Here is a 22,001-nt window from a genome sequence, read left to right on the forward strand (position 1 = left end):
TCGTTCGCATCGTCAAGCCCGCCGAACGACGATCGGCTGCGGGCTGCCTCCGCGATATAGGCACTAATTGCGGCGCCGCAACGCGCACGTGTCAATTCTTCTTACGGTGCGCCTTCATGGCGTCGGCAACAGCAGCGATACCAGGCGGGCGGAGGTGGCGTCAGACGGCAGATCCAGAATGGCCAGGCCAGCCGGCGGATATCCATCGGGAAGCGCCTCGCGGGCGGCCTCGTCGCCCACCAGGTTGCAGAGCAATTGTTCGATCATCGGATTGTGGCCGACGAGCATCAGCGCGTTTACATGCCGGTGCGCATCGATGAGGTCGAGATAGATGCTCGTCGGACCGGAGTAGAGCGCATCGATGTAGCGGATATCCAGCTCTTCGCTGACCGTGCGGAAGAACGGCTCGGCCGTTTCGCGGCAGCGCACCGCCGTCGAACAGAGGATGCGGTCGGGGCGGATGCCCTGGTCTGCGGCCGTCTGGGCAAGCCGCTCCGCATCGATGTAGCCGACCTCGTCCAGCGACCGATCGAAATCGCGTTGGCCCGGCAGGGCCCAGCCGGAACGGGCGTGCCGCAGGAGGTAGAGGCGGAGAGCCTTGGGGGCGCTGTCTTGCATCGATCGGTTCCGGCGTTGCCTGCCGGTTGCAGCGACAGGGTAGAATTTTGCCGGCTTTCATGTCGGCCGGCAGACCGTCACCTTTCCCCGCACGCACCGTAAAGATCAAGCTGGCCGCCGTGATTTTTTCGGGGACTGCCGGTGCTGCGCTTTGCCGCGGTCGTGAATGGACGGTAAAATGGCGCAAACACGTCATTGTCACTTTTCAGCGAGCAGAGGCGGCGGCTTCGGTGGGCGCAAGTTGGAAATCAAGATCCGATGTGTAATTTTGATGAAATATTCGTCAGTTAGCCTGAAGCGCTAGCAACATTAAAATACGGTTGAGTGTCTGTTGCGAGGCTTGAATCACAGCTTCCATAGGTCTATACACCGCCGCAATGAGATGTTCTTCAGGAGAATCGCGTTGAGTGAGAAGATCGATCTTAGTACCTTCGTCCTTTCCGAGGACGATGAATTCATGAATGCCAACCACCGGGCGTACTTCCGGGCCAAGTTGAACGCTTGGAAAAACGACATCCTTCGCGAGGCACGCGAGACACTGGATCACTTGGCAGAGGAGAGCGCCAATCATCCGGATCTCGCAGACAGGGCTTCTTCCGAAACTGATCGGGCAATCGAGCTCAGAGCCAGGGACCGCCAGCGCAAGCTGATCTCCAAGATCGATGCGGCGTTGCAGCGTCTCGACGAAGGTACCTACGGCTACTGCGAAGAAACAGGCGAGCCGATCGGCCTGAAGCGACTGGACGCCCGTCCGATCGCGACCCTCTCGATCGAGGCGCAGGAGCGCCACGAGCGGCGGGAAAAGGTCTACCGGGACGAATAAGCTTTCGGGCTTTCGTAACAGTCTGAAAAAAGGCGCGGGTCAAACCGCGCCTTTTTCCGTTGTCCCGAATTTATTCCGAAGCATCGAAGCGGCTCTTCGCTTCGATGCCTGGGCTCAGACAAGTATCTCGCTGCCGTCGCGATGCCTGACGTCGCCGCCAGGCCAATGCGGCAATCAGGGCTTCCGCCCGGCGGAAATGTCGGCCAGCATGCGGTTCATCTCTTCTTCGATTGTCGGCTCCTTATGACCGCCGTCGGCGACAGGCGCGCCAAGCGTCGGCTCCTGACGGCCGGAATGGGCCGGCGCACGGTTTTCCGGAGTGACCGATGTTGCCGGACCCAGGCGCTGCAGGTCGCCGGTGATCTCCGCGTCGAGAAGGCGCTCGAAATCAGAAAGGGCGGTCGCAGGAGCCGGCTGCGGTTGGGGCTGAGGCTGCGACTGGATGATCGCTGCGGGGCGCTGAAGCTGCTGGGCCGGCTGCATCTGAATGGGTTGCGGCTGTACAGTCTGCGCCATTGCCACAGGGCGGTTCATGGCTGCATCGACGTTGACCGCGGGTGCTGCGACGGAGGTGATAGACGGGCTCTCGGGTGCGGGCTGGGCGACAGGGCGAGCGAGAGGGCGCTGCTCTGCAGCAAGGGCAGGTGCTGCCACCGGGCGCTGTTCGGCCGTAACGCGCATGGGCGCCACCGGCTCGACGCGAGCGACCGGCTGTTCCTCTGTCCGGGTGATGGGGCGAACTGGCGTCGCGACGACGGGTGCGGCCTGCATCGACGGCGCGGGCTGCTGAACGGGTTCCCTGACTGCCGGACGGCTTTCACCCACTGGTTCGGTCACCTTGCGTTCGATGACAGCAGAGCGTTCGCTGACGGCCGGGCGCTCGTCGCCGCCGGCGACGATCCGGCTTTCGATGACGATATCCGTCGGCCCGCCGATCATGATCAGGTGCTCGACATCGTCGCGGCGCACGAGCACGAGACGGCGCCGGGTGTCCACAGCGGCAGCATCGAGCACGGCCAGGCGCGGCTGGCGGTTCTTGCCGCCACGGATGAATGGCGAGGAAGGACGGTTGCGCATGATCCAGAGCACAGCCACGAGGCACAAAAGTCCAATCGCGACCGCTGCAGCGGCGACGACGAACCGGCTGCCGTTGTCGGCGATGATCGTTTCCATCATAGGGTGAACTCCTTCTGCCTTTCGAGTGGCAGTATTTGACGGCTTTTTTCGGGCTCGGACAAGCACTTCGCCGACATTCCCTGTGAATTGGCTCGAATGCTTCCGCACAGGTGCTTTTTGCTGTTATCTCTGATTGTTAAAGATGATTCTTGTCCGAATGATCGAGGGCGTGTCGGCTATGGCCGATTTTGCCCGGCGGTTTGAGCGGATGCCGGCCGGAAGGGCTGGGCCGCGCCGCGCGCGGCGCCGGCCGCGTAAGAGGACCCGATGACGAAATTGCGGCAGTCAGGCGACTACCAGATGCCGGTTGTTGACCGTGGCGTCAGGCCCGGAACCGTGCTGCGGATCGTGCTGCTCGCGATCGTCCTCACCGTCTCGGCCATCGCCTTCGTGATCTTCCGGAACCAGATGGAAAATGAGATCGTGCTCGGCATCCTCGGCGTTCTCGCCATGGTCGGCATCTTCTTTCTCGTGTCCTCGGTCATCGGCTTCATCGAGGTGATGCCGCAATCGCGCCCGGACGAACTGGCGCGTGCCTTTCTCGATGCGCATGAGGACGGCACGATCGTCACGGACCGGAAGGGCCGGATCATCTACGCCAACGCCGCCTATGGCGCGCTCACGGGCGCGAGGAACGCTGCCGGCATCCAATCGCTCGAAACGATCCTGTCGCGCAATCGCGAGGCGACGGAAGCAATCTACCGGCTGACCAACGGCCTGCACGAGGGCAAGCAGGGGCATGAGGAATTCCGCCTGCTGAAGCCGCTTGCGACCGGTGCGGCCACCGGCTCCGGCGCCCATTGGTTCCGGCTGAAGGCACGCGTGCTGCCGCTCGAAGACAGCGAGCGCAATCCGCTCTATCTCTGGCAGATCGCCGACATCACTGCCGAACGCGATGACCAGGAGCGCTTCTTCAAGGAATTGCAGAACGCGATTGATTATCTTGATCACGCACCCGCCGGCTTCTTCTCCGCCGGCCGCAAGGGCGAGATCTTCTATATCAACGCCACGCTTGCCGACTGGCTCGGCATCGATCTCACCAAGTTCCAGCCGGGCTCGATAAGTATCGGCGATCTGGTGGCCGGCGAGGGGCTGACGCTCGTCCAGGCGGTGCAGGCCGAACCGGGTCTGAAGAAGACCAAGATGCTCGACCTCGACCTGCGCAAGTTGAACGGCCAGAGCCTGCCGGTGCGCATGATCCACCGTGTCTCCTCGACCCGTGACGGCGCGCCCGGCGAAAGCCGCACCATCGTCATGTCGCGCGAGGGCGGCGAGGACAGCGACCAGTCGGCGTCGAGCGCAGCGATGCGCTTTACCCGCTTCTTCAACAATACGCCGATGGCGATCGCCTCGGTCGACGGCAATGGCCGGATCCTGCGCACCAACGCGCCGTTCCTGAAGCTGTTTTCCAGTCTCGTCTCGCAGGACGACGTCGAGCGCGGCGCGCTGATCGATGCCGTGGTGCACGAAACCGAGAAGCTTCGCCTGCACGACGCGCTGGCGGCCGCCAAGGACCGGCAGGGCGACATCGCGCCGATCGACGCGCTGCACCCGACCGATGGCGAGCGCCATTTCCGCTTCTACGTCAATGCCGTGATCGACCAGACCGATCAGGCGCCGGAGGAAGCGGCGATCATCTATGCGCTGGAGATTACCGAGCAGAAAGCGCTCGAAAACCAGATGGCGCAGACGCAGAAGATGAACGCCGTGGGCACGCTTGCCGGCGGCATCGCGCACGACTTCAACAACGTGCTGACGGCGATCCTGCTGTCCTCCGACCACCTGCTTCTGTCTGCCCGGCCGGCCGATCCGAGCTTCGCCGACCTGATGGAGATCAAGCGCAACGCCAACCGTGCCGCTGTTCTCGTGCGGCAGCTGCTTGCTTTCTCGCGCAAGCAGACGATGCGGCCGACGGTGCTCAACATGACCGACGTGATCGGCGACCTGCGCATGCTGGTCGACCGCATGACCGGAACGAACGTCAAGGTCGAGGTCGACTATGGTCGCGATCTCTGGCCGGTCCGGACCGATCTCGGCCAGTTCGAACAGGTGCTTTTGAACCTCGCGGTCAACGCCCGCGACGCCATGCCCCAAGGCGGCATCATTGCACTTCGCACCCGCAATCTGCCGGCGGCGGAGGTTTCGGCCTTCGGACGCCGTGAGCTGCCGGAGGAAGACTTCGTGATGGTGGAAGTTTCCGACCAGGGAACAGGTATTGCGCCCGAAATCCTCGACAAAATCTTCGAGCCGTTTTTCACGACCAAGGAAGTGGGCAAGGGCACCGGTCTCGGCCTGTCGATGGTCTATGGCATCGTCAAGCAGTCGGGCGGCTACATCTATCCGGAATCGGAAGTGGGCAAGGGCACGACCTTCCGCATCCTCTTGCCGCGCCATATCGAGGTGCCGGTTGCGCCCGAGGAGCCCGCGCAGGCAGGCACCGGAACCGTTGCTGCGCCGGTGGTGCAGACGATAGCGGCTCCCGTGGTCAAGACCGAGGAGCCGACCGATCTCACCGGAGATTCGGCAGTCGTGCTGCTCGTCGAGGACGAGGAGGCTGTTCGCCGCGGCGGCAAGCGCATGCTGGAAACGCGCGGCTACACCGTCTACGAAGCGGGCTCCGGCGTCGAGGCGCTCGACATCATGGACGAGCTCAACGGCGCCGTCGATATCGTCGTATCCGACGTGGTGATGCCGGAAATGGACGGACCGACGCTCCTGACCGAACTGCGCAAGAAGTACCCGGACCTGAAGTTCATCTTCGTCTCGGGCTATGCCGAAGACGCCTTTGCCCGCAACCTGCCGGCGGATGCCAAGTTCGGCTTCCTGCCGAAACCGTTCTCGCTGAAGCAGCTGGCGGTATCCGTGCGCGAAATGCTCGATTCCTAGAGCCGTTGAACGCCAGAGGATATCGACCGGGGTCGGCGCTGGGTACGTTAGGCTTCCGCCCCTAGTCGTTCTGCTGCCTTGACCAAGGCCCATTGGCCGAGGCGCGCGTTGCCGACCAGCCGGGAGGAAGATCGGCTATCTCGTCAAGGTCGGTGTGGCGCTCGACGACCTCCGCCATCGCGACCACCAGCACTTTCGCCATGTCGATCGGTGCGCCATCTGTAAACGCCCATGAATGATCGTCTTCATGATGTGTTGCGACGAGAACCGGGTGCCCCGCGAGCACCGAGCGGCAGGTAACGCAGGCAACATCAGGTGCTTGATCAAACTTCCAACGCATCGTCAGCCTTCGCCAATGTAAAAAGCCCGGCGCTTGCGGGCCGGGCTTCTCTATTTCTCGCCGTTTCTTACCGGATTACTTCACGTTCAACGCGACGGCGATCTCGCCGGCAAGCCGGGCATTGTTCTCGACCAGCGCGATGTTGGTCTCGAGGCTGCGGCCCTCGGTCATTTCGAAGAGGTTGCTGAGCAGATAGGGCGTGACCGCCTTGCCGGTGATCTCGTCGTTCTCGGCATTGTCGAGCGCGCGGGCGATATAGATTTCCATCTCTTCGCGCGGGATCTCGGCAGCTTCCGGAACCGGATTGGCGACCAGCATGCCGCCTTCGACGCCGAGCAGCTCGCGCATGGTCTGGAAGTTGGCGATCGCGGCCGGGCTGTTCAGCATCAGCGGGCTCTTGAGGCCGCTGTCGCGTGACCAGAAGGCCGGGAAGATTTCGCTGTCATAGGTGACGACCGGAACGCCGCGGGTCTCGAGCACTTCGAGCGTCTTCGGAATGTCGAGGATCGCCTTCGCGCCGGCGCAGACGACGATGACACCGGTGCGGGCGAGTTCATCGAGGTCGGCGGAGATGTCAAAGGAGAGCTCCGCGCCACGGTGCACGCCGCCGATGCCGCCGGTCGCAAAGACGCGGATGCCGGCGCGGGCAGCAGCGATCATCGTCGCGGCGACGGTGGTCGCGCCGGTGCGGCGCTCGGCGATCGCGAAGGCGAGATCGGCGCGCGAGACCTTCATCGCGCCCTGGGTCTTGGCCAGTTCTTCGAGCTTGGCATCGTCAAGGCCGATATGCAGTACGCCATGAATGACGGCGATGGTCGCCGGCACGGCACCCTGTTCGCGGATGATCGCTTCAACGCTGCGGGCCATGTTCAGGTTGCCCGGGTAGGGCATGCCATGGGTGATGATGGTCGATTCCAGCGCCACGATCGGCGCGCCACGCGCCTTGGCGGCTGCGACCTCGTCGGAATATTCCATCGGCAGGAAGGGGGAAGCGGGTTTGGTCATGGTCTTTCCTTGGGAGTTCTGCTGGCAAATGTCATGACAGCATTTGGGGCGCGGGCACAAGGGCCAGCGCCTGTTCGAGATTGGCCGCGGACATCTCTTCGGATGCGGCCAAGGGAGAACGCAACGTCAAACCGGCGGCTGCGATGCCGTGCCGCAGGCAATCGGCGATATCGCGGCCGGCAAGGCGGGCGGAAAGGAAGCCGGAGGCGAGCGCGTCGCCAGCGCCGGTGACGTCGGCAAGGGCGGGCAGGGCCGGCGGCACGACGACACAGGCGCTGTCGCCCTCGAAGGCAACGACCGTACGGCCGCCCCGGGTCACGACGCCTCCGTTGATGCCCAGACCGCGCAACAGGGCCGGCCATTCTTCCGCCTCGGCCGCCTCCTTGCCGGCCAGCGCCCGCGCCTCGGATTCGTTCATGAACAGGAACGAGAGATGCGAGAGGCACGGCCGATAGCGGATGACCTTGGCCGGCGAAACAGCGATGCCGGCGACGAGGCGGCCGTTGCCGGCAGCCGACTGGGCAAGTGCGGCGATCGTTTCTTCCGGCAGGTTGGCATCGGTCAGCACCAGCTTGCTCGCGGCGATGACCTCGCGGAGCGCCCGCCGCTGCAACTGCCGTGGCGAGAACAGCCGGTAGAGCTCCATGTCGGCAAGCGCAATCACCAGATTGCCGTCGTTTTCGAGGATCGCCGTATAGCTCGGCGTCTGGCGATCAAGAAAGGTGAGGGGACTGTCGATGACGCCAGCGGCGGCCGCGGCTGCGGTCACCATCTCGCCGGCCGCATCACCGCCGCGGGTGCTGATCATGCGCACGCTGTGGCCAAGCCGCGCCAGGTTGCGCGCGGCATTGAAACCACCGCCGCCCGCTTCTTCGAACCAGCTTCCCGGATTGCTCGATCCGGGCGCTGTCGTTCCCGATATACGGCCGCGCCTGTCGATATGCGCGCCACCGAAAACGGCGATGTCAGCTTGCGTCATGAATGTTCCTCTGCTTGGCCTATCGGCCGAATATCTGTTGGCATCCTGCAATGCCGCGTCGCAAAGCGCCACGCGCCCGACCTGCTCAAAGTCTCATGCGCAGGCGAATCGGCCGAGCCTTGCCGGGCAGGTTCGAAGGGCTGGCGCCAACATTCGAAAACTCTGGTTTCGTTCCGTGAACAAGAATCGAACGTATCGTGAAAAGCTATTGTTTTTCAATGCGTTGTCGCGCTCTTGCAAATACGGAACAAAACATGTACAAAAACTCCTGCGGCGGCTTCATTGCCTCGGTAGCTTCAATAACCTAAAGGTGGACCAAATGGCACAAAACTCTTTGCGGCTCGTAGAGGACAAATCGGTGGATAAAAGCAAGGCACTTGAAGCGGCACTTTCCCAGATCGAACGTTCGTTCGGTAAGGGATCGATCATGAAGCTCGGTGGGAAGGACAGCATCATTGAGATCGAGACGGTTTCGACCGGCTCTCTCAGCCTCGACATCGCGCTCGGCATTGGCGGCCTGCCGAAGGGCCGCATCGTTGAAATTTACGGCCCGGAAAGCTCGGGTAAGACGACGCTGGCGCTGCAGACCGTCGCCGAAGCACAGAAGAAGGGCGGCATCTGCGCCTTCGTCGATGCTGAACACGCGCTTGACCCGGTTTATGCCCGCAAGCTCGGCGTCGATCTCGAAAACCTCTTGATCTCGCAGCCCGACACCGGCGAGCAGGCTCTGGAAATCACCGACACACTGGTGCGCTCCGGCGCGATCGACGTTCTCGTCGTCGACTCGGTTGCCGCACTTGTGCCGCGCGCCGAAATCGAAGGCGAAATGGGCGACAGCCTGCCGGGCATGCAGGCCCGCCTGATGAGCCAGGCGCTGCGCAAGCTGACGGCGTCGATCTCCAAGTCGAACTGCATGGTCATCTTCATCAACCAGATCCGCATGAAGATCGGCGTCATGTTCGGTTCGCCGGAAACCACCACCGGCGGCAACGCGCTGAAGTTCTACGCCTCGGTTCGCCTCGACATCCGCCGCATCGGCTCGGTCAAGGAGCGCGAAGAGGTCGTCGGCAACCAGACCCGCGTCAAGGTCGTCAAGAACAAGATGGCGCCTCCCTTCAAGCAGGTCGAATTCGACATCATGTATGGCGAGGGCGTATCGAAGACCGGCGAACTGGTCGACCTCGGCGTCAAGGCCGGCATCGTCGAAAAGTCTGGCGCCTGGTTCTCCTACAACAGCCAGCGTCTCGGCCAGGGCCGCGAGAACGCCAAGACGTTCCTGCGCGACAATCCGGATCTCGCGCGCGAAATCGAGACGGCGCTGCGCCAGAACGCCGGCCTGATCGCTGATCGGTTCCTCGAGAATGGCGGTCCGGAAGCGGACGACGGTGACGAGCCGCCGGAAACATAAGCCGCTCGGTCCACTGAGGTTACCAGAAAACCGGTCGTCCCGTGGGCGGCCGGTTTTTTGCTGGCGTCTGGACAGTCGGATATGTGAGCGATAAAAGCCTTTGGTTCCGGCGACCCAGCGCGTTGGAGGGTGCGGTCACCACGGGTGGCCGCAGGGTTTAGGGACAATGGCTTAGTGGCGCGGCATGGGCCGGACGCGGGCCGGAATCGGTGCTTAAGAATAGGACGCAAGATGAGCGGCGTGAATGAAATCCGGTCGACCTTTCTCGACTATTTCCGCAGGAACGGTCACGAGGTCGTGTCGTCGAGCCCGTTGGTGCCGCGCAACGACCCGACATTGATGTTCACCAATGCCGGCATGGTGCAGTTCAAGAACGTCTTCACCGGCCTGGAGCAGCGTCCCTATTCGACGGCCGTTACGGCGCAGAAGTGCGTTCGCGCCGGCGGCAAGCACAACGACCTCGACAATGTCGGCTACACCGCGCGTCACCACACCTTCTTCGAAATGCTCGGCAACTTCTCCTTCGGCGATTACTTCAAGGAGAACGCGATCGAGCTCGCCTGGAACCTGATCACCAAGGAGTATGGCCTCGACGCCAAGCGCCTGCTGGTCACGGTTTACCACACCGACGACGAGGCCTTCGATCTCTGGAAGAAGATCGCCGGTTTCTCCGACGACCGCATCATCCGCATCCCGACCAGTGACAACTTCTGGGCCATGGGAGATACCGGCCCCTGCGGCCCGTGCTCGGAAATCTTCTACGACCACGGCGACCATATCTGGGGCGGACCTCCGGGCTCGGCCGACGAAGACGGCGACCGCTTCATCGAGATCTGGAACCTCGTCTTCATGCAGTACGAGCAGATCACCAAGGAAGAGCGGGTCAACCTGCCGCGTCCGTCGATCGATACCGGCATGGGCCTCGAGCGTCTCGCAGCCGTCCTCCAGGGCGAACACGACAACTACGACATCGACCTCTTCCGCGCGCTGATCGCGGCTTCGGAAGAAGCGACCGGCGTCAAGGCTGAGGGCGACCGTCGCGCCAGCCATCGCGTCATTGCCGACCACCTGCGTTCGTCCGCCTTCCTGATCGCCGACGGCGTGCTGCCGTCGAACGAAGGCCGCGGCTACGTGCTTCGCCGCATCATGCGTCGTGCGATGCGTCACGCCCAGCTGCTCGGCGCCCAGGATCCGTTGATGTGGAAGCTCTTGCCGGCACTCGTCGGCCAGATGGGCCGCGCCTATCCGGAACTGGTGCGCGCCGAAGCGCTGATCTCCGAGACGCTGAAGCTTGAGGAAACCCGTTTCCGCAAGACGCTGGAGCGCGGTCTCAATCTGCTGTCCGACGCATCTGCCGATCTGTCTGAAGGCGACCAGTTCAACGGTGAAACCGCCTTCAAGCTCTACGACACCTACGGCTTCCCGCTCGACCTGACCCAGGACGCGCTGCGCGCCAAGGGCATCACCGTCGATACCGACGCCTTCTCGGTTGCCATGGAGCGCCAGAAGGCCGAAGCCCGCGCCAACTGGGCCGGTTCCGGTGAAGCTGCGACCGAAACCATCTGGTTCGAGCTCAAGGAAAAGCACGGCGCGACCGATTTCCTCGGCTATGACACCGAGACCGCCGAGGGCGTGATCCAGGCGATCGTGCGCGATGGCGCTGTCGTAGCAACCGCCGCCAAGGGCGACACCGTCCAGGTGGTGCTCAACCAGACGCCGTTCTACGGCGAATCGGGCGGCCAGATGGGCGATACCGGCACGATCACGACGGAAAGCGGCAAGCTCACCGTCACCGACACGCAGAAGCGCGGCGAGGGGCTCTTCGTCCACTTCGCGACCGTGGCCGAAGGCACGGTCAAGACCGGCGACGCCGCCCAGCTCGACGTCGATCACGCCCGCCGCTCGCGCCTGCGCGCCAACCATTCGGCAACGCACCTCCTGCATGAGGCGCTTCGCGAAGTGCTCGGCACCCACGTGGCCCAGAAGGGCTCTCTGGTAGCGCCGGAACGCCTGCGCTTCGACGTTTCTCATCCGAAGCCGATGACGGCCGAGGAGCTGAAGGTCGTTGAAGAGATGGCCAACGAGATCATCGTCCAGAACACGCCGGTGACCACGCGTCTGATGAGCGTCGATGATGCGATTGCCGAAGGTGCGATGGCGCTCTTCGGCGAGAAGTACGGCGACGAGGTTCGCGTCGTCTCGATGGGCCGCGGCATCCACGGCTCCAAGGCCAACCGCGCTTACTCCGTCGAACTCTGCGGCGGCACGCACGTGTCTGCCACCGGTGACATCGGCCTGGTGCGCGTCGTCTCGGAAAGCGCCGTCGGCGCCGGCGTTCGTCGCCTCGAGGCGCTGACCGGTGAAGCGGCACGCGCTTATCTGAACGAGCAGGACGAGCGCGTGAAGACGCTCGCCAACACGCTGAAGGTTCAGCCGGGCGACGTGCTCGGCCGCGTCGAGGCGCTGCTCGACGAGCGCCGCAAGCTGGAACGCGAGCTGACTGAGGCCAAGAAGAAGCTGGCACTCGGTGGTGGCGGCGAAGCGGGTTCGGCCGATGCCGCCCGCGAAATCGCCGGCGTTCGCTTCCTCGGCAAGGTCGTTTCGGGCGTCGAGCCCAAGGATCTGAAGAGCCTGGCCGATGACGGCAAGAAGAGCCTCGGCTCCGGCGTCGTTGCCTTCGTCGGCGTTTCCGGCGATGGCAAGGCAAGCGCGGTCGTTGCCGTGACCGACGACTTGACCTCGAAGCTCAGCGCCGTTGACCTCGTTCGCGTCGCATCCGCCGCTCTCGGCGGAAAGGGCGGCGGCGGCCGTCCCGACATGGCCCAGGCCGGCGGTCCGGATGGCGACAAGGCGGCCGAAGCGATCGAAGCGGTGGCCGTCGCACTCGCCGGCTGATTGGTACCCGCAGCGGTGGCCGTCGCACTCGCCGGCTGATTGGTACCCGCAGCAGAATAGGAAAAGGGGCGTCCGTTGCGGCGCCCTTTTTGTTTGCATCGGGCAGGGCTTGTGTAGCTTCACGCTCGCGGTCCCGCGAGCCCCCTCCGGTCGTGCGTGTCATACCCCGCCGGATCACCAGCCCACACGAACAGAGCCTCGGCGCCTCGGACGGTCAAACCGAAACGTGATTGCTGGCCAAGGCACCGTTCTGGGGTCCTGTATCGCGGAAGGCTCGTACAAATCTCAGTCGAAGCACGCCCGCAACTCCGCAGGATTTGTCAAATTGAGCTATGGTCTACCCATCCGTGAGCAAAGCGCGAAAGGTTGGACATGGAAGAGCGGGTAGCGTGGGCGACCTATGAACGGCGTCTGCACCGGGTCAGCGACTATATCTACGGTCATCTCGACGGCGATCTCGACCTTGATCGCCTTTCCGAGATTGCCTGTCTGTCGCCGCACCATTGGCACCGGATCTACCGGGCCGTTCACCGCGAGACGCTGGCAGGAACGGTGAAGCGGCTGCGGCTGCAGCGGGCAGCGGCCGATCTCGCCCAGACCGATCTTCCTGTCGAAACGATCGCGCAGCGCTCTGGCTATCCCAATCTGCAATCCTTCAACCGCACCTTCAAGGCCGCCTATGGGCTGCCGCCGGCGCGATACCGCAAGGAAGGGAGCCATGTCGCCTTTGAAACCGCTTCAACGGAAGGAATTCCAGACATGTATGAAGTCACCCTGAAGGACGTCGAAGCCTTCGACCTCGTCGGCGTCGCCCACACCGGCTCCTATATGGAGATCGGCAAGGCGTTCGAGACGCTCTATGGCACCCTCTTTTCACGGCAATTGTTCCGGCCGGACATGGAGATGATCGGCATCTACCTCGACGATCCGGAACTGGTGCCGGCGGAAAAACTGCGCTCCTTTGCCTGCGTCAGCGCGCGCGGACCGATGCCGGCGGAGGCGCCGTTGACCCCGCAGCATCTCGACGGCGGCCGCTATGCGGTGCTTCGCCACAAAGGCCCTTACGCGGATATGCCGAAGGCCTACCATTGGCTCTACGGCACATGGCTGCCGCAGTCCGGCCGCGATATCCGCGACAGCCTGATGTTCGAGAAATATCTCAACAATCCCCGCGAAGTTGCGCCGACCGAACTCTTGAGCGAGATCTATCTGCCTTTGAAGTGACAGACACCCGAGCACACACCCGCAATTGACGAATCAGTGTCCGAGCGGCACCTTTTGGTTCGGCGTGGCCTGCGCCGAACCTCCAAAGATCGTCCCCAGCACGATCCTTTCACGGAGGCAAAGGGGCTTCAGTCTCGGGTCGCAATCTCGGTCCCACCGTTTCGGGTCCGGTTGCTGGGGAACTTGCCCGAGACGCGAAAGGCCCTGTGATGACTGAAAACCGAAATTTCAAACGGCGTGTTCGCGCCCGTGCCGCCAAGACCGGCGAATCCTATACAACTGCACTCATGCATCTTCGCCAGGCTTCGGCGGAAGACTTGGTGGCGCAACCAAGATTGCTGCGCCTGGCCGTGGCGCAATCCGGCTATTTCGACGATCCCCGCGATGCGGCGGCACTTCACCATGCCGGCGAAGGGATCCGACACCTGATGCGGGAGGCGCATCGGGCCGGCGCGCGGGTGCTGCATTTCCCCGAGGGCGCGACGTGCTTTCCGAACAAGCGCATCATGTCGACGATCGGTCCGCGCGAAATAGGCCCGTCCGATTGGCGCCGTTTCGAGTGGACGGTTCTGCGCAAAGAGCTTGATGCCATACGGACGTTGGCGCGGGACCTCGGGCTATGGACGGTCCTTGGATCCGTTCACAAGCTCACCGAACCGCATCGCCCGCACAACAGCCTCTATGTGATCTCGGATAAGGGGGCGGTCGCGACACGCTACGATGAGCGCATGCTGTCGAACACCAAGGTCTCGTTCATGTACACGCCCGGAACGATCCCTTTGACGTTCGAGGTCGACGGCGTCCGCTTCGGCTGCGCGCTCGGCATCGAGTGCCACTTTCCCGAGATTTTCGGCGAATACGAACAGCTGAACGTCGATTGCGTGCTGTTTTCGACCTCCGGCGGCGCTCTGGCGAACGACATTGCCTTTGCCGCCGAGGTGCAGGGGCATGCTTCGATCAATCGCTATTGGGCGAGTTTTGCGGTTCTCGCGCAGCCCGGCCTGACGGCTCCTTCAGGGATTGTTTCGCCCGACGGGCAATGGGCGGTCCGATGCAGCGGGGATGGACCATCGATCGTCGTGGCGGATATCGGCAGGGACCCCGTCGATCCGGCCCGGCCATGGCGCCGGAGCGCGAGAGGCGGGATCTACGACCCACATATCGTCAGCGACGATCCGCGCAGCAGCAGCCGCGACATGTTCTAGCAGTCGCTGCCGGTAGCATGGCCGCGCTCGCCTTGAAGTCGTGCGAGTACCGGCTGCAGTCCGGCGCCGATCCGCGTTCCGGAATTTTGATCGGTCCAAAAAAGAAACCCGGCGCGAGGCCGGGTTTCGTTGTCTCTTCGACTGGAGCCTATCAGGCAGCCATGGCCTTCTGCAGGTTCTCGTCGATCTTGTCGAGGAAGCCGGTGGTCGAGAGCCACGGCTGATCGGGACCGATGAGGAGCGCCAGGTCCTTGGTCATGAAGCCGGCTTCGACGGTGTCGACGCAGACCTTCTCAAGCGTTTCGGAGAACTTTGCGAGTTCGGCGTTGCCGTCGAGCTTGGCGCGATGAGCGAGACCACGGGTCCAGGCAAAGATCGAGGCGATCGAGTTGGTCGAGGTTTCTTCGCCCTTCTGGTGCTGGCGGTAGTGGCGGGTAACCGTGCCGTGCGCGGCTTCGGCTTCGACCGTCTTGCCATCCGGCGTCATCAGAACCGAAGTCATCAGGCCGAGCGAGCCGAAGCCCTGGGCGACGATGTCCGACTGCACGTCGCCGTCGTAGTTCTTGCACGCCCAGACGTAGCCGCCGGACCACTTCAGGGCCGAAGCGACCATGTCGTCGATCAGGCGGTGTTCGTACCAGATCTTCAGTTCCTTGAACTTCTCGGCGAATTCGGCGTCGAACACCTGCTGGAAGATGTCCTTGAAGCGACCGTCATAGACCTTGAGGATGGTGTTCTTGGTCGACAGGTACACCGGAACCTTGCGCTGGATACCGTAGTTGAACGACGCGCGCGCGAATTCGGTGATCGAATCGTCCAGGTTGTACATACCCATGGCAACGCCGGCCGACGGTGCGTCGAAAACGTCGTATTCGATTTCCTTGCCGTCTTCACCGACGAACTTCATCGTCAGCTTGCCCTTGCCCGGGAACTTGAAGTCGGTGGCGCGGTACTGGTCGCCGAAGGCGTGACGGCCGACGATGATCGGCTTGGTCCAGCCCGGAACCAGGCGCGGAACGTTCTTGCAGATGATCGGCTCGCGGAAGATGACGCCGCCGAGGATGTTGCGGATCGTGCCGTTCGGCGACTTCCACATCTTCTTCAGCTTGAACTCCTCGACGCGGGCTTCATCCGGCGTGATCGTGGCGCACTTGACGCCGACGCCGTGCTTCTTGATCGCGTTGGCGGCGTCGATCGTTACCTGGTCTTCAGTAGCATCGCGGTTTTCGACGCTGAGGTCGTAATATTCCAGATCGACGTCGAGGTAGGGATGGATCAGCTTGTCCTTGATGAACTGCCAGATGATGCGGGTCATCTCATCGCCGTCGAGTTCGACGACCGGATTGGCGACCTTGATCTTTGCCATGAATATGCCTCGTAGCTTATGCGGGACAGCGGGAGCGATGTCCCTTCCTCTCTGAAAAATCCTGTGCCCTATAGCACTCAGAACCGACAAGGCAAAGCATGCTTGGCTGAAACTTTGGATGGAGGTGGAGACGGACCTCGGACGGCTCTTCGCCACCGCTTTTCGACGCCTGCTTTCGTCGCGCCGGCCTTGCAAAGATCGCATCTGCCGCTATGCAGGAAGAACCGGCGAAGGCGGCGCGCGTCCACAGGCGGCCGCGGGACAGGCAAAGGCTTCCGATGGCACTTCGTTCCCGTATGCGCGATTGGCTTCTTGCCAACGATCCGGCCTTTTCCCGCCTGCGGCAGGCCTCGCGCATCACCGCGACCATCGTCGTTTCCATCCTGCTGCTGATGGCGTTTCATTACCTCGTCGCACCGCTGCCGCCGGCCGCCTTCGGGCTTGCGGCGTCGCTGTCGATCGAAGGGGGACTGGCGGTGCGCGATCGCACCATTGCCGGCCAGCGGCTCACCCGCATCATCGCGGTCCTCGTCGGCGTTTCGATGGTCGGGCTTGCGTCGGTTCTCGAGAATCACCGCTACGTTTCCGACGTCGTCTTCCTGCTGATCATCTTTCTCGCGGTCTATGGCCGCTCCTTCGGCCCCCGAGGTTTTGCCGTCGGCATGTTCGCCTTCATGTCCTATTTCACCGGCGCCTATCTGAGGCCAACGCTCGACCAGTTGCCGGCCCTGTTCTTCGGGGCGGCAGTCTCGGCCACCGTCGCGCATCTCGTCCGCACGCGGCTGTTGCCGGATGATCGCTATCGCGACCTCCTGCGCGCCACCGCAAGCGTGCAGCGTCGCGTAGACCAGATGCTGCTGCAACTGGCGGAGATCGCCCGCAAGCCCGTTCTGTCACCGGCCGATCGTCGTCAGCTGCATGCGGCCGAAGAGCGGCTGAAGGAAGCGGTGCTGATGGCGGAAAGCTTCATTCCGACGGAAAACCGGCGGCCGGAACCGCAGCCCGGCCTTACGACCTCCGACCTCGTCATCAACCTCTTCGACCTGCATCTTGCGGCCGAAAGCGTGATGGTCGTCAGCTTCCAATCGATGCCGCCGCCGGCACTGGTGGAGGCGATGGTGGCGCGCGACGGCGAACGGATCGACGCGGAGATCGCGCGGCTCGGCGATGCCGCTCCGCGCCGCGAAGAAACGGTGAAGGCGCTGCTGTGGCTGCGCAACGTCCGGCAAAGGCTCGCCCGAAGCCTTGCAAAGCTGACGCCGGCCGATCTGGAAGAGCCGCCACTGCACTTGAGCGGCGTTGCCGCCCGCTGGAGGCCGTCGCTGAACGATCCCGCCTTGAAGGCGGCGATCCAGATCACGCTCGCTTCGGGTATCGCCATGGTGTTCGGGTTGATGCTGTCGCGGGAACGTTGGTTCTGGGCGGTGCTTGCGGCGTTTCTCGTCTTCACCAACACGCGCTCGCGCGGCGATACGGCGGTCAAGGCGCTGCAGCGCTCGGCCGGCACCCTGTTTGGCATTGTTGTCGGCATCATCGTCGGCACGCTGGTAGCCGGCAATATCTACCTGGTGCTGCCGCTCAGCGCACTTTGCGTCTTTCTCGCCTTCTATTTCCTCGCCGTCTCCTATGCGACGATGACCTTCTTCATCTCCGTCGTTCTGTCGCTGGTCTATAGCCTGATGGGCGTGCTGAGCCCGCATCTGCTGCAACTGCGCCTGGAGGAAACCATGATCGGCTCGATCGCCGGTGCGGCGGTCGCCTTCGTCGTGTTTCCGACGCGCACCCGCACGACGCTCGATGCCGCCGTCGCAACCTGGTGCGACGAACTCAAGGGCCTGCTGCAGGCGGCGCGGGACGGGGCATCGGGTCTGGTGCTCATTACCCGCTCGCAGGCGCTCGACCGCGCCTATCGTGACCTGGCCGCCGCCGCAAAGCCGCTCGGGCTTCCCTGGCAGTTGGTGACGCGTCCCGGTCATGTGCGCCAGGCGCTGGCGATCTTCATGGCCTGCACCTACTGGGCACGGGTTTTCGCGCGGCGTGTCGGCACGGATGCGGCGCTGGAAGGAACCGATTTCAAGGCGGACATCGACGCCAATCTCGCGCTCGTCCAGACGGTGCGCGACAAGGCCTCGGCCTATTTCTACCAGGTCGGCCGGATCGGTGCGCCGGTCGATCGCCACCTTCCGATTTCGAAGGACGATGCGGAGCTTGGTCTGGAAATGATCGGGGTGTCTCTCAACCGGCTTCATTTGTAGTGGACTTTAATTTCGCCCGCATTTGTGCAAGGGAAACGCCGAACGAAAGGCGAAGGCTAAGGAAATGGCAGGAACGAACAGCGAGCGCGAACTTCTGGCGGAAGGACCGGCGATCATTCTCGCCTATCCGCAGCTCGGCGAAAACATCGGTATGGTCGCCCGCGCGATGGCGAATTTCGGCCTGGCGGAGCTTCGGCTCGTCAATCCGCGCGACGGCTGGCCGAGCGAAAAGGCACGATCAGCCGCAAGCCGTGCCGACCACGTGATCGACGCTGCCAAGCTCTATGGTTCGGTCGAAGAGGCGATCGCCGATCTCAACTTCGTCTATGCCACGACCGCCCGCGACCGCGATGGCTACAAGCCGGTGCGTTCGCCGATCGTCGCGGCGCGCACGCTCCGCCAGCGCTTCCAGACCGGAGAGAAAACCGGCATCCTGTTCGGCCGCGAGCGCACGGGCCTCACCAACGAAGAGGTGGCTCTGGCCGACGAGATCGTGACCTTTCCGGTCAATCCCGCTTTCGCCTCGCTCAATCTCGCCCAGGCGGTGCTTCTGATGTCCTATGAATGGCTGAAGACCGGCATGGAGTCTGAGGACCAGACCTCGTTCCAGGCGATCTCGCAGCGGCCGGCGACCAAGGAACACCTGCAGGGTCTGTTCGAGCATGTCGAGGAAGCGCTTGAGGCGCGCAACTACTTCCGTTCCGCCGACAAAAAGCCGAAATTGGTCGAGAACCTGCGCGCGGTTCTGACCAGGCCGTCCTTTACCGAATCCGAAATCCAGGTGCTGCGCGGCGTCATTTCTTCGCTCGACCGGTTCACGCGGGAAAACCCGCGCGGCTCCGGCGCTCCGGGCGAACACAGCAGGAAAGCGCGAGACAAAGGTGACAGCGAGTGAACTGAAACCCATCCTCGTCTTCGACAGCGGCATCGGTGGCTTGACCGTGCTGCGAGAGGCGAGGGTGCTGATGCCCGAGCGGCATTTCATCTATGTCGCCGACGATGCCGGCTTTCCCTATGGCGGCTGGGAAGAGGCGGCGCTGAAAGAGCGCGTGATCGCGCTCTTCGGCCGGCTGCTTTCCGAGCATGATCCGGAAATTTGCGTGATCGCCTGCAACACCGCCTTCACGCTGGTCGGCGCCGATCTGCGCGCGGCCTTTCCTCAGATGACCTTTGTCGGCACGGTGCCCGCGATCAAGCCGGCGGCAGAGCGCACACGCTCCGGCCTCGTTTCGGTGCTGGCGACCCCGGGTACCGTCAAGCGGGCCTATACGCGCGATCTCATCCAGTCCTTCGCCAGCCAATGCCATGTGCGGCTCGTCGGCTCCGAAAACCTCGCCAAGATGGCGGAGGCCTATATCCGCGGCGAGAAACTGGACGACGAAACGGTACTAGCCGAGATCGCACCGTGTTTCGTCGAGATGGACGGCAGGAAGACCGATATCGTCGTGCTTGCCTGCACCCACTATCCCTTCATGGCGAACGTCTTCCGCAGGCTGGCACCCTGGCCGGTCGACTGGCTGGATCCGGCCGAAGCGATTGCCAGACGGGCGCGTTCGCTCGTGCCGCAACCGAACGGCTTCGAACCGCTCAACGGCCAGGACCCGGCGATCTTCACCTCCGGCAAACCGGATTTCGCCACGCGGCGGCTGATGCAGGGCTTTGGCCTGACGGTGGCACTTGATGCCATCGGGGAAAAGCGAGCAGGGCATGCCGAAGCGATCGGGTAGTGCCCCGTTCATGCGTTCCTATGGCCGGCACGGTGCTTTAAAAGAAGATCGCCAGCAACAGGCCGATCAGAACAGCTAGCACGCAGGCGGCGCGAAAGCGCATGCGGCTGGCGCGTTCGGCGTCGTCTTTCGAGGCGACCCGTTGCGTGTCCTTGTAAGCATCGCGCATACGGCGATCGAGATTGTTCAGTTCCATCTGCTGCGCTGTTTCGTGGTGCTGCATTCCTGCCCCGGCAAATCGCTTCGACCAAATCGCATATGGGCGTCCGTGCCTTCTCGCAAAAGTACGACATTCAACTTTATATTGTGACCGCCAGATTCTACATCCGGTTCTTTTCCGAGGAGACTTTCCTAAGCGTATTCCCTGTGGGTTATGTGCGCCGACGGCAGGATTTCCGGGAAATCCGTGCTAGGTGTCGCCCGATAGGCGGTCTCCGCGTGATCGCGAATCAATCAAGAGTATTCAGGCACAGTGCGCAACGGTATCGCATCCGGACCTGCGTAAGATTTAACATGACGAGGTGGAAATGAAGGTCGGCATCGACATGGGAGCGACGTCCGAAGGGACATCGGCCTCGCTCGATATCGAGGAGCTTCTGGCCACCCGTCTCTTGGTGCAGGGCAATTCCGGTTCGGGCAAGTCACATCTGTTGCGCCGGCTGCTGGAACAGTCCGCGCCCTGGGTGCAGCAGTGCATCATCGACCCTGAGGGTGATTTCGTCACGCTCGCCGACAAGTTCGGCCATGTCGTGGTCGAGGGTGAACGCACCGACGCCGAGCTGATCGGCATTGCCAACCGCATTCGCCAGCATCGTGTTTCCTGCGTGCTCTCGCTTGAAGGTCTCGATATCGAGCAGCAGATGCGCAATGCCGGCGTGTTCCTGAACGCCATGTTCGATGCGGATCGCGAGTTCTGGTATCCGGTGCTGGTCGTCGTCGACGAGGCGCAGATGTTTGCGCCGTCGGTTGCCGGCGACGTCACCGAAGAGGTGCGCAAGATTTCGCTCGGCGCCATGACCAACCTGATGTGCCGCGGCCGTAAACGCGGCCTTGCCGGAGTGATCGCCACGCAGCGCCTGGCAAAGCTCGCCAAGAACGTGGCGGCGGAAGCCTCGAACTTCCTGATGGGCCGTACCTTCCTCGACATCGACATGCTGCGCGCCGCCGATCTGCTCGGTATGGACCGGCGCACGGCGGAAATGTTCCGCGACCTCAAGCGCGGTTCCTTCGTCGCGCTTGGCCCGGCGCTGTCGCGCCGGCCGCTCAAGGTGACGATCGGCGCGGTCGAGACCTCGGCGCGCTCGACGAGCCCGAAGCTGATGCCGCTGCCCGAGGCGCCGCAGGACGTCGAGGATCTGATCTTCACGCCGGATCCGGAGGAGCTGACGCGGCCGATCATGCGCCGCGCCGTTGCGCCGCCGCGCCCGACGACCGACATCCTGGCCGAGCTCTCCCGCCCGCGGCCCGAGCCTGCCGCGCCGGTCGAGGCAAGGCAGGCGCAGCCGGAACTTTCCGCCGAGGAAAAAGAGAGCCTGCTCGACAGCGTCTTTGTCGAAATCCTCAGCAATCCGGAAGCGGCCTTCCGCCCCGATGCAGAACTGTTCCAGGATTTTCTGGTGCGATGCCGCATTCGCCGGCTGCCATCCGGTGCAGCCCTGTCGCTGAGCGCCTTCCGCCGCAAGATGGCCGTCGCGCGCTCCGGCATCGACGCGGAGACGGCGGCAACAGAAACCTGGGCGCAGGCCTTGCAGCTTGCCGATCGCGTTACCGAGGACTTGCAGGCCGTGTTCCTGATGATGGCGCAGGCGGCCGTCCGCGGCCTGCCGTGCCCTTCCGACGCGATGATCGCGCGCGCCTATGGCACGCACTCCGCAAGGCGGGCCCGCCGTCTGCTCGGCTACTTCGAGGAGCATGGGTTGATCGTCATCCATGCGGATTTTGCCGGAAAGCGCATCGTCGCGTTCCCGGACCTTGGCAGCGAGACCGCTCCAGGCGACGCCAACGGGCCGGATGTGACGGCTGCGGCTGCCGCTGCGGCGGAGTGAACCTGGACCTTTCGCGTAAAGGCATCAGCTATTCCGACCACGCTCAGAC

General features: G+C 63.2%; 17 protein-coding genes. 10 read left to right on the forward strand and 7 right to left on the reverse strand.

Annotation, left to right across the window (positions count from 1 at the left end; all coding sequences use genetic code 11):
- Positions 1 to 114: 114 nt before the first annotated feature.
- Positions 115 to 618, reverse strand: coding sequence for a SixA phosphatase family protein (locus tag ASD01_RS15355; RefSeq protein WP_034794591.1), 504 nt, complete (start codon positions 616 to 618; stop codon positions 115 to 117).
- Positions 619 to 1,021: 403 nt separating this feature from the next.
- Between ASD01_RS15355 and dksA the strand changes: the two genes are divergently transcribed.
- Entirely contained in the window at positions 1,022 to 1,441 is a 420-nt protein-coding gene (dksA, locus tag ASD01_RS15360; protein WP_034794589.1) for an RNA polymerase-binding protein DksA, read from the forward strand.
- A 174-nt stretch (positions 1,442 to 1,615) separates the two neighbouring features.
- Here dksA and ASD01_RS15365 read toward each other — a convergent pair whose 3' ends face one another.
- Positions 1,616 to 2,617 carry a flagellar biosynthetic protein FliO gene (locus ASD01_RS15365; RefSeq protein WP_034794586.1) on the reverse strand — a complete coding sequence of 334 codons (1,002 nt, stop codon included), beginning with the start codon at positions 2,615 to 2,617 and terminating at the stop codon, positions 1,616 to 1,618.
- A 267-nt stretch (positions 2,618 to 2,884) separates the two neighbouring features.
- Here ASD01_RS15365 and cckA point away from each other — a divergent pair, with 267 nt between their 5' ends.
- Entirely contained in the window at positions 2,885 to 5,503 is a 2,619-nt protein-coding gene (gene cckA, locus ASD01_RS15370) for a cell cycle histidine kinase CckA (protein WP_060644128.1), read from the forward strand.
- 61 nt (positions 5,504 to 5,564) lie between these two features.
- Here the strand turns inward: cckA and ASD01_RS15375 are convergent, their stop codons facing one another.
- The 3 genes from ASD01_RS15375 to ASD01_RS15385 form a co-directional block, all read right to left on the reverse strand.
- Positions 5,565 to 5,843: a hypothetical protein gene (locus ASD01_RS15375; protein WP_051659310.1), complete on the reverse strand. Its 279-nt coding sequence runs from the start codon at positions 5,841 to 5,843 to the stop codon at positions 5,565 to 5,567.
- A 75-nt stretch (positions 5,844 to 5,918) separates the two neighbouring features.
- Positions 5,919 to 6,848, reverse strand: coding sequence for a pseudouridine-5'-phosphate glycosidase (locus tag ASD01_RS15380; RefSeq protein ID WP_034794581.1), 930 nt, complete (start codon positions 6,846 to 6,848; stop codon positions 5,919 to 5,921).
- A gap of 31 nt (positions 6,849 to 6,879) precedes the next feature.
- Positions 6,880 to 7,827, reverse strand: a complete 948-nt coding sequence (locus ASD01_RS15385; protein ID WP_034794577.1) for a carbohydrate kinase family protein — start codon at positions 7,825 to 7,827, stop codon at positions 6,880 to 6,882.
- A gap of 319 nt (positions 7,828 to 8,146) precedes the next feature.
- Here ASD01_RS15385 and recA point away from each other — a divergent pair, with 319 nt between their 5' ends.
- The 4 genes from recA (at position 8,147) to ASD01_RS15405 (ending at position 14,559) form a co-directional block, all read left to right on the forward strand.
- The gene (gene recA / locus ASD01_RS15390; protein WP_034794574.1) at positions 8,147 to 9,235 is read left to right on the forward strand and encodes a recombinase RecA; all 1,089 of its coding nucleotides are present in this window, start codon (positions 8,147 to 8,149) and stop codon (positions 9,233 to 9,235) included.
- Positions 9,236 to 9,466: 231 nt separating this feature from the next.
- Positions 9,467 to 12,130, forward strand: coding sequence for an alanine--tRNA ligase (alaS, locus tag ASD01_RS15395; protein ID WP_034794561.1), 2,664 nt, complete (start codon positions 9,467 to 9,469; stop codon positions 12,128 to 12,130).
- 372 nt (positions 12,131 to 12,502) lie between these two features.
- Entirely contained in the window at positions 12,503 to 13,354 is an 852-nt protein-coding gene (locus ASD01_RS15400) for an AraC family transcriptional regulator (RefSeq protein ID WP_034794558.1), read from the forward strand.
- A gap of 209 nt (positions 13,355 to 13,563) precedes the next feature.
- Positions 13,564 to 14,559 (forward strand): carbon-nitrogen hydrolase family protein, encoded by a 996-nt coding sequence (locus ASD01_RS15405; protein ID WP_034794555.1) that lies wholly within the window; start codon positions 13,564 to 13,566, stop codon positions 14,557 to 14,559.
- A gap of 151 nt (positions 14,560 to 14,710) precedes the next feature.
- Here the strand turns inward: ASD01_RS15405 and ASD01_RS15410 are convergent, their stop codons facing one another.
- Complete coding sequence (locus tag ASD01_RS15410; RefSeq protein WP_034794552.1) at positions 14,711 to 15,925, reverse strand: NADP-dependent isocitrate dehydrogenase; 1,215 nt, start codon at positions 15,923 to 15,925, stop codon at positions 14,711 to 14,713.
- Between the two features lie 278 nt (positions 15,926 to 16,203).
- Here ASD01_RS15410 and ASD01_RS15415 point away from each other — a divergent pair, with 278 nt between their 5' ends.
- The 3 genes from ASD01_RS15415 (at position 16,204) to murI (ending at position 19,907) form a co-directional block, all read left to right on the forward strand.
- Positions 16,204 to 18,180 carry an FUSC family protein gene (locus ASD01_RS15415; protein ID WP_034794651.1) on the forward strand — a complete coding sequence of 659 codons (1,977 nt, stop codon included), beginning with the start codon at positions 16,204 to 16,206 and terminating at the stop codon, positions 18,178 to 18,180.
- A 64-nt stretch (positions 18,181 to 18,244) separates the two neighbouring features.
- Positions 18,245 to 19,075, forward strand: a complete 831-nt coding sequence (locus ASD01_RS15420) for an RNA methyltransferase (RefSeq protein WP_034794549.1) — start codon at positions 18,245 to 18,247, stop codon at positions 19,073 to 19,075.
- Positions 19,062 to 19,907 carry a glutamate racemase gene (gene murI, locus ASD01_RS15425; protein ID WP_034794546.1) on the forward strand — a complete coding sequence of 282 codons (846 nt, stop codon included), beginning with the start codon at positions 19,062 to 19,064 and terminating at the stop codon, positions 19,905 to 19,907. The genes ASD01_RS15420 and murI overlap by 14 nt, the downstream gene beginning before the upstream one ends.
- Before the next feature lie 37 nt (positions 19,908 to 19,944).
- Here murI and ASD01_RS15430 read toward each other — a convergent pair whose 3' ends face one another.
- The gene (locus tag ASD01_RS15430; RefSeq protein ID WP_034794543.1) at positions 19,945 to 20,130 is read right to left on the reverse strand and encodes a hypothetical protein; all 186 of its coding nucleotides are present in this window, start codon (positions 20,128 to 20,130) and stop codon (positions 19,945 to 19,947) included.
- A 304-nt stretch (positions 20,131 to 20,434) separates the two neighbouring features.
- Here ASD01_RS15430 and ASD01_RS15440 point away from each other — a divergent pair, with 304 nt between their 5' ends.
- Positions 20,435 to 21,952, forward strand: a complete 1,518-nt coding sequence (locus ASD01_RS15440; protein WP_034794538.1) for a helicase HerA domain-containing protein — start codon at positions 20,435 to 20,437, stop codon at positions 21,950 to 21,952.
- Positions 21,953 to 22,001: the final 49 nt, after the last annotated feature.

Origin of the sequence: Ensifer sp. Root423 (assembly GCF_001426275.1) — a bacterium.
Classification (GTDB): domain Bacteria; phylum Pseudomonadota; class Alphaproteobacteria; order Rhizobiales; family Rhizobiaceae; genus Ensifer; species Ensifer adhaerens.

Coding starts and splice junctions, on each gene's coding strand:
- ASD01_RS15355 (WP_034794591.1), bottom strand. CDS start 618: ATGCAAGACAGCGCCCCCAAGGCTCTCCGCCTCTACCTCCTGCGGCAC.
- ASD01_RS15365 (WP_034794586.1), bottom strand. CDS start 2,617: ATGATGGAAACGATCATCGCCGACAACGGCAGCCGGTTCGTCGTCGCC.
- cckA (WP_060644128.1), top strand. CDS start 2,885: ATGACGAAATTGCGGCAGTCAGGCGACTACCAGATGCCGGTTGTTGAC.
- ASD01_RS15375 (WP_051659310.1), bottom strand. CDS start 5,843: ATGCGTTGGAAGTTTGATCAAGCACCTGATGTTGCCTGCGTTACCTGC.
- ASD01_RS15380 (WP_034794581.1), bottom strand. CDS start 6,848: ATGACCAAACCCGCTTCCCCCTTCCTGCCGATGGAATATTCCGACGAG.
- ASD01_RS15385 (WP_034794577.1), bottom strand. CDS start 7,827: ATGACGCAAGCTGACATCGCCGTTTTCGGTGGCGCGCATATCGACAGG.
- recA (WP_034794574.1), top strand. CDS start 8,147: ATGGCACAAAACTCTTTGCGGCTCGTAGAGGACAAATCGGTGGATAAA.
- alaS (WP_034794561.1), top strand. CDS start 9,467: ATGAGCGGCGTGAATGAAATCCGGTCGACCTTTCTCGACTATTTCCGC.
- ASD01_RS15400 (WP_034794558.1), top strand. CDS start 12,503: ATGGAAGAGCGGGTAGCGTGGGCGACCTATGAACGGCGTCTGCACCGG.
- ASD01_RS15405 (WP_034794555.1), top strand. CDS start 13,564: ATGACTGAAAACCGAAATTTCAAACGGCGTGTTCGCGCCCGTGCCGCC.
- ASD01_RS15410 (WP_034794552.1), bottom strand. CDS start 15,925: ATGGCAAAGATCAAGGTCGCCAATCCGGTCGTCGAACTCGACGGCGAT.
- ASD01_RS15415 (WP_034794651.1), top strand. CDS start 16,204: ATGGCACTTCGTTCCCGTATGCGCGATTGGCTTCTTGCCAACGATCCG.
- ASD01_RS15420 (WP_034794549.1), top strand. CDS start 18,245: ATGGCAGGAACGAACAGCGAGCGCGAACTTCTGGCGGAAGGACCGGCG.
- ASD01_RS15430 (WP_034794543.1), bottom strand. CDS start 20,130: ATGCAGCACCACGAAACAGCGCAGCAGATGGAACTGAACAATCTCGAT.
- ASD01_RS15440 (WP_034794538.1), top strand. CDS start 20,435: ATGAAGGTCGGCATCGACATGGGAGCGACGTCCGAAGGGACATCGGCC.